This is a genomic window from Nocardioides caeni, from assembly GCF_004912195.1.
In the GTDB taxonomy this organism is placed as follows: Bacteria; Actinomycetota; Actinomycetes; order Propionibacteriales; family Nocardioidaceae; genus Nocardioides; species Nocardioides caeni.
On sequence record NZ_STGW01000002.1, the window covers coordinates 261,624 to 267,802 of the forward strand.

Below are 6,179 nucleotides of genomic sequence, written 5' to 3' on the forward strand. Positions count from 1 at the left end.
GGACCCTACCCGCCATCGCGTACGACGACCGGCAGTGCCCCGACGCCGTCAGCTCAGCTTCTCGAGGACCAGCTCACGCACCCGGGCGGCGTCGGCCTGACCGCGGGTCGCCTTCATGACCGCGCCGATGATCGCGCCGATCGCACCCATGTTGCCGCCGCGGATCTTGTCCGCGACGTCCGGCTGGGCGGCGAGCGCGTCGTCGATGGCGGCGAGCAGCGGGCCGTCGTCGGAGACGAGGGCCAGACCGCGCTTCTCGATGATCTGCTCGGGCGTGCCCTCGCCGGCGATGAGTCCGTCGAAGACCTGGCGGGCGATCTTGTCGTTGATCGTCTTGGCGTCGACCAGCGCCTGGACCTCGGCCACCTGCTGCGGGGTCACCCCCACCTCGGCCAGCTCGACGCCCGCGTCGTTGGCGCGACGGAGCAGCTCGGCCACCCACCACTTGCGGGCCGACTGGGGAGCCGTGCCCTGGGCGACGGTCTCCTCGATCAGCCCGAGGGCGCCGGCGGCCCAGACGTCACGCATCTCCAGGTCGGAGAAGCCGTAGTCGGCCTGCAGGCGGGCCCGCTTGGCGGCCGGGTTCTCGGGCAGCGTGGCCCGCAGCTCCTCGACCCACTCACGGCTCGGCGCGACCGGCACCAGGTCCGGCTCGGGGAAGTAGCGATAGTCCTCGGCGTCGGACTTCTCGCGGCCCGACGACGTGGAGCCGTCGTTCTCGTGGAAGTGCCGGGTCTCCTGCAGGACGAAGCCGCCCGCGCCGAGGATGCCGGCGTGACGCGACATCTCGAAGCGCACCGCCCGCTCGACCGAGCGCAGCGAGTTGACGTTCTTGGTCTCCGATCGCGTGCCGAGGACGTCGGAGCCCTTGGGGGCCAGCGACAGGTTGACATCGGCCCGGATCGAGCCCTGGTCCATCCGGGCGTCCGAGACACCCAGAGCGACGATCAGGTCGCGGATCGCCGAGACATAGGCCTTCGCGACGAGCGGCGCCTTGTCACCCGTGCCGAGGATCGGCTTGGTGACGATCTCGATGAGGGGGATGCCGGCGCGGTTGTAGTCGACCAGCGAGTAGTCGGCACCGTGGATCCGGCCGTCGGAGCCACCGACATGGCTGGACTTGCCCGTGTCCTCCTCCATGTGGGCCCGCTCGATCTCGATCCGGAAGGTCTCGCCCTCCACCTCGACGTCGAGATAGCCCTCGAAGGCGATCGGCTCGTCGTACTGCGAGGTCTGGAAGTTCTTCGGCATGTCCGGATAGAAGTAGTTCTTCCGGGCGAAGCGGCACCACTCGGCGATCTCGCAGTTGAGCGCCAGGCCGATCCGGATCGCCGACTCGACGGCCTTGCCGTTGACGACCGGCATCGCACCCGGCAGTCCCAGGCAGGTCGGGCACACCTGCGTGTTGGGCTCGCCGCCGAAGGTGGCGGGGCAGCCACAGAACATCTTGGTGTTGGTGTTGAGCTCGACGTGGATCTCCAGCCCCAGGGCCGGGTCGAACTTCTCGATCACCTCGTCGAACGGAACGAGTACGTCGGTCATCGCGCCACCTCCAGGGTCGGAGCCTTCGCAAGGATCGGACCACCCCAGCGGGAGGTCAGCGCCGCCTCGACGGCCGCACCGACCCGGTAGAGCCGGTCGTCGGCGAGCGCCGGGGCGAGCACCTGGAAGCCGACCGGGAGGCCGTCCTCCTCGGCGAGACCGGCGGGCACCGAGATGCCGGGGACTCCGGCGAGGTTGGCCGGGATGGTGGCCAGGTCCTGCAGGTACATCGCCAGCGGGTCGTCGAGCTTCTCCCCCAGCGGGAACGCCGTGGTCGGCGCGGTCGGCGAGACCAGGACGTCGACCTGCTCGAACGCTGCCGCGAAGTCGCGGGAGATGAGCGTGCGCACCTTCTGGGCCTGGCCGTAATAGGCGTCGTAGTAGCCGCTGGACAGGGCATAGGTGCCGATCATGATCCGGCGCTTGACCTCGTCGCCGAAGCCGGCGTCGCGGGTAGCCTTCATGACGGCCTCGGCTGACGGGTCGCCCTCGGGCACGACGCGTAGGCCGTAGCGCATGGCGTCGAACTTGGCGAGGTTGGAGGAGCACTCCGCCGGCAGGATCAGGTAGTAGGTCGCCATCGCGTGCACGAAGGTCGGGCAGGAGATCTCGGTGACCTCCGCGCCCAGCTCCTTCAGCAGGTCGACGGTCTCGGCGAAGCGGGCCATCACGCCGGGCTGCCAGCCGTCGCCGGCCAGCTCCTTGATGACGCCGACCTTCAGGCCCTTGAGGTCACCGGTCGCTCCGGCGCGGGCCGCCTCGACGTAGGCGCCCACCGGCACGTCGACCGAGGTGGAGTCGAGCGGGTCGTGCCCGCCGATGAGCTCGTGCAGGAGCGCGGAGTCGAGGACGGTCCGGGTGACCGGACCGACCTGGTCGAGACTGTTGGCGAGGGCGACGAGGCCATAGCGGGAGACCCCGCCGTAGGTCGGCTTGACGCCGACCGTGCCGGTGACCGCGCCGGGCTGGCGGATCGAGCCGCCGGTGTCGGTGCCGAGTGCCAGCGGCGCCTCGAAGGCCGCCACGGCCGCGGCCGAGCCGCCGCCGGAGCCGCCGGGGATCCGGGTCTGGTCCCACGGGTTGCGGGTCGGGCCGTAGGCCGAGTGCTCCGTCGAGGAGCCCATCGCGAACTCGTCCATGTTGGTCTTGCCCAGGATGGGCAGACCGGCGTCCTTGATGCGGCGCACCACGGTGGCGTCGTACGGCGGCACCCAGCCCTCGAGGATCTTCGAGCCGCACGTCGTGGGCAGCCCCTGCGTCGCCAGCACGTCCTTGACCGCGATCGGCACGCCGTCGAGCAGGTGCCGAGTCTCGCCGGCCGCGCGGCGGGCGTCGGACTCGGCCGCCTGCGCAAGGGCACCCTCGGGGTCCACGTGCAGGAAGGCGTGCACGCCCGCGTCGGCGTCGCCGTCCACGGCGGCGATCCGGTCGAGGTGGACCTGGGTCAGCTCGACCGAGGTGGTCTCTCCCGCGGCCAGCGCATCGGCCAACTCGGCGGCGGTCCTCGTGATCAGCTCGTTGGGCACGCTCACTGCTCCTCCCCCAGGATCCGCGGCACGCGGAAGCGCTGCTCCTCCGCCGCGGGGGCTCCCGCCAGCGCCTGCTCGGCGCTCAGCCCGGGCACCACGACGTCCTCGCGGAAGACGTTGGTGAGCGGGAACGGGTGTGAGGTAGGCGGGACGTCGTCACCGGCCACGCCGCTGATGGAGGCGACCGCCTCGAGGATCACGTTGAGCTGGGGTGCGAGGTGGTCCAGCTCCGTGTCGTCGAGGTCGATCCGGGCGAGATCGGCCAGATGGGCCACCTCGTCGCGGGAGATCTCAGGCATGGCCCTATCGTCTCAGGTCCGATCGTCGCGCGCCCGTGGGGGATGCCCGCACGATCGTCGCCGTCGTCAAGGGAGCCGACGGCCGCCCTTTCAGCACATCCCGGGAAAGAAGATCGAATGACTGCCATCTCCATGCGCCGGCGGCTCGCCACCGGCATCGCCAGCGCCTTCGTGGCCGCCACCGCGCTCGTCGCGACCAGCGCCGGCACCGCCCACGCCGGCGTGACGGCGTGCGCCACGTCCGTGACGCTCAAGGCGTCGTACAAGACCAACGAGTTCAGGGGCTACAACTCGCTGACGGCCGACACCACGTCCTCCGGCGCCGGCTGCACCGACCCCTACGTCGGGAACACCGTCATCCAGCGATGGACCGGCAGCGCGTGGGTCAACGTCGCCATGAACAGCTCGGGCGGGTCCTACGCCTACTACTACGGCGCCGACAAGTTCAACGCGACCACGACCTACCGCGCCGTCTACGGCGGTGGCGCCAACAGCTCCTACAGCTGGTCGGGGTCGGCCTCGGCGAGCCTCCGGGTCAACGTCATCCGCAAGGTCGCCGTCGCCGACCGCAGCACCCGTCGCGCCAGCGCGGCCCTGTTCACGATCAAGCCTGCCGCGAGCATCAAGGGCAAGCGCGCGCTGTTCCAGGTCCGCAAGGGCGGCGCATGGCGCACCTACAAGCGCGTCACGGTGCCGAGCACGGGCCGTTTCGTGACCACGTTCGCGAACTCCCGGACCGGCATCAAGTACCGCATGATCCTGCCGGCCGGCAGCGGCTTCGCGAAGTCGGTCCACGGACCGTTCACCGCGACGCGTCGCTGACGACGCAAGCGTTCGTCGTCCGAGGGGTCGGGCCTGGCAGCGATGCCGGGCCCGGCCCCTCGGTCGTCCCACGCCGCGGTCCACGACCTAGACTCCGGCCGTGCCCTTCCCCGTCCCCGCTCCGCCGCGCGTGCCGCAGCGGGTCCTGGTCGCTGCCGCGCCCGGCCCGGCACTGAACGAGGCCGTCGAGCGACTCGCCGGGATGCTCGACCTGCCGCTCGTGCTCGCCCAGGATCTCGGCGCCCGCGACGCGGCCCGGCTCGCTGCGTTCGATGGCTGGGTGGCCACGATCGAGGACGCGGTTGCGGGCCTCTACCTCCTGCCTCGTGCCGACCTGCTGCTGCAGGTCCAGGTGGAGGTTGCCGGCACCCTGCGCGGCTTCGTCCGCCGGACCGTACGACGGATGCGCTCCGACACCGCGCCCGAGATCGACCTGTCGTGGATCGACACCGTGGCCACCAGCCACCCCGAGCTCCCACTGGTCCGACTGACCGGACCCGAGGAGATCGCCGCCTGGCTGGACGGGATCGAGGGATTGTCGCGGGGTTCTGCCAGCAGCTGATGCCTCAGCGCGTGACGCCGATCAGCAGCATCTCGCTGCTGTCGTCGGCGAGGGTGAAGGCGGCCGTCCCGGCCTGCCCCGCGCCGTAGACGAGCAGCTTGACCTCGCCGGTGCTGCGGTCGAGCGTGACGATGTCGGTCACGCCGTCGCCGTTGACGTCGGCGGCCACGGCGCCGACGGAGTCCACGTCCGCCACCTCCAGGCCGATCCCTCGGGCCGCGTCGACCACCAGGTCACCGCCCTCGTTGACGAGGATGACCAACTGGATGTCGCCGCCGACCTCACGACGCACCACGACGTCCGCGTCACCGTCGCCGTCGAAGTCACCGACCATCGGATGGGTGTCCTCCCAGGCCCAGTCGGACCTGAGGAAGGCCCCGGTGTGGGGCGCAAAGCCGTCGCCCTCGGAGCGGAAGAGCCGGAAGTCGACATCGAGGTCCGAGCGCTGGCTCGGCTGTCCCTGCTCGATGTAGTCCGCGCGGCCGTCACCGTCGAAGTCGCCGGCCGCGGGCTTCATGTTGGCCAGCAGCCAACCGACGGCTGTCGCCCACTCCCGTGCCGGCCCGAAGCCGGAGCCGTCGGACAGCGCGACATCCAGGCGCACGTCGTTGCCCGCCTGGACGGCATAGGCGAGGTCGTCGCGGCCGTCGCCGTCGAAGTCACCGGCCGTCACCTTGAACGTCTCCGGCAGTCCCGGTGACGCCCAGCGCTCCGCCTCGCCGAAGCCGTTGCCGAGGGAGCGAGCGACCTCGACCCGGTCACGCTCGACCGCCGCCAGATCCGCCCAGCCGTCGCCGTCGAAGTCGCCGCGCACGACCTTCGCCGAGCCGTAGGAGCTCTGCGACCACTCCTGCAGGCTGCCAAAGCCGCTGGCGGCGCTCGCGTCGCCGGTGAGCAGCAGTGTCCGGTCGGCGAGGTTGTCGACGATGAACACGTCGTCCAGGCCGTCTCCGTCGGCGTCGGCCGCGGTGACCGGACGCTCGTCGGGCCCCGGGCCCGACGCCTCGGGGTCGCTTCCCCCGTCGGCGGGAGCGACGGACTCGGTGGCGCCGTCGCTGATCCCCGCGGTCGGGTCGTCCGTCCCGCCCCCGTCGTCGCGGGTGAAGTGCCACAGGGCGCCGCCGCCGACCCCGAGGATCAGCGCGAGCAGGACGGCGACCGCGGCGAGCCACGGCCGGCTCCGGCTCCCGTCGGCATCGACGCGCGTCGAGGTCGGCGTGTGGTGCGACGGCTGCGGCAACGGTGACACCGGCGGCAGCGGAGAGGCATGGGGCACTGGCGATGCGTACGGCACTGGCGATGCATAGGGCACCGGGGAGGCGTAGGGCACCGGGGAGACCTGCGGGACGGGCGAGGTCGGCGGCACCGGGGAGTACCCCGGGGGCGGGGACACCGGGGACACCGGGGACACCGGGGACACCGGGG

6 protein-coding genes are annotated in these 6,179 nt (G+C 71.5%); 2 read left to right on the forward strand and 4 right to left on the reverse strand.

The genetic code is table 11. From position 1 onward, the window contains the following. Window positions 1-48: 48 nt before the first annotated feature. The 3 genes from gatB to gatC are packed head-to-tail and all read right to left on the reverse strand — an operon-like array spanning window position 49 to window position 3,370. A complete protein-coding gene (gatB, locus tag E9934_RS05015; protein ID WP_136561762.1) occupies window positions 49-1,542 on the reverse strand; it encodes an Asp-tRNA(Asn)/Glu-tRNA(Gln) amidotransferase subunit GatB in 1,494 nt (497 codons plus the stop codon). Next, window positions 1,539-3,068, reverse strand: a complete 1,530-nt coding sequence (gene gatA / locus E9934_RS05020) for an Asp-tRNA(Asn)/Glu-tRNA(Gln) amidotransferase subunit GatA (RefSeq protein WP_136561763.1) — start codon at window positions 3,066-3,068, stop codon at window positions 1,539-1,541. Before gatA ends, gatB begins: the two co-directional genes overlap by 4 nt. A 2-nt stretch (window positions 3,069-3,070) precedes the next feature. Next, window positions 3,071-3,370 (reverse strand): Asp-tRNA(Asn)/Glu-tRNA(Gln) amidotransferase subunit GatC, encoded by a 300-nt coding sequence (gene gatC / locus E9934_RS05025; RefSeq protein WP_136561764.1) that lies wholly within the window; start codon window positions 3,368-3,370, stop codon window positions 3,071-3,073. A 117-nt stretch (window positions 3,371-3,487) separates the two neighbouring features. Here gatC and E9934_RS05030 point away from each other — a divergent pair, with 117 nt between their 5' ends. Both E9934_RS05030 and E9934_RS05035 read left to right on the forward strand, forming a co-directional pair. Continuing rightward, the gene (locus E9934_RS05030; protein WP_136561765.1) at window positions 3,488-4,192 is read left to right on the forward strand and encodes a hypothetical protein; all 705 of its coding nucleotides are present in this window, start codon (window positions 3,488-3,490) and stop codon (window positions 4,190-4,192) included. 100 nt (window positions 4,193-4,292) lie between these two features. Then, window positions 4,293-4,754 (forward strand): hypothetical protein, encoded by a 462-nt coding sequence (locus E9934_RS05035; protein WP_136561766.1) that lies wholly within the window; start codon window positions 4,293-4,295, stop codon window positions 4,752-4,754. Window positions 4,755-4,758: 4 nt separating this feature from the next. Here E9934_RS05035 and E9934_RS05040 read toward each other — a convergent pair. Continuing rightward, the coding region (locus E9934_RS05040; RefSeq protein WP_238694773.1) for an FG-GAP-like repeat-containing protein at window positions 4,759-6,179 on the reverse strand (1,421 nt) is incomplete at its 5' end.

Bases quoted from the DNA above. Each gene is read 5' to 3' on its own strand.
- gatB (WP_136561762.1), bottom strand. From the start codon at position 1,542: ATGACCGACGTACTCGTTCCGTTCGACGAGGTGATCGAGAAGTTCGAC.
- gatC (WP_136561764.1), bottom strand. From the start codon at position 3,370: ATGCCTGAGATCTCCCGCGACGAGGTGGCCCATCTGGCCGATCTCGCC.
- E9934_RS05030 (WP_136561765.1), top strand. From the start codon at position 3,488: ATGACTGCCATCTCCATGCGCCGGCGGCTCGCCACCGGCATCGCCAGC.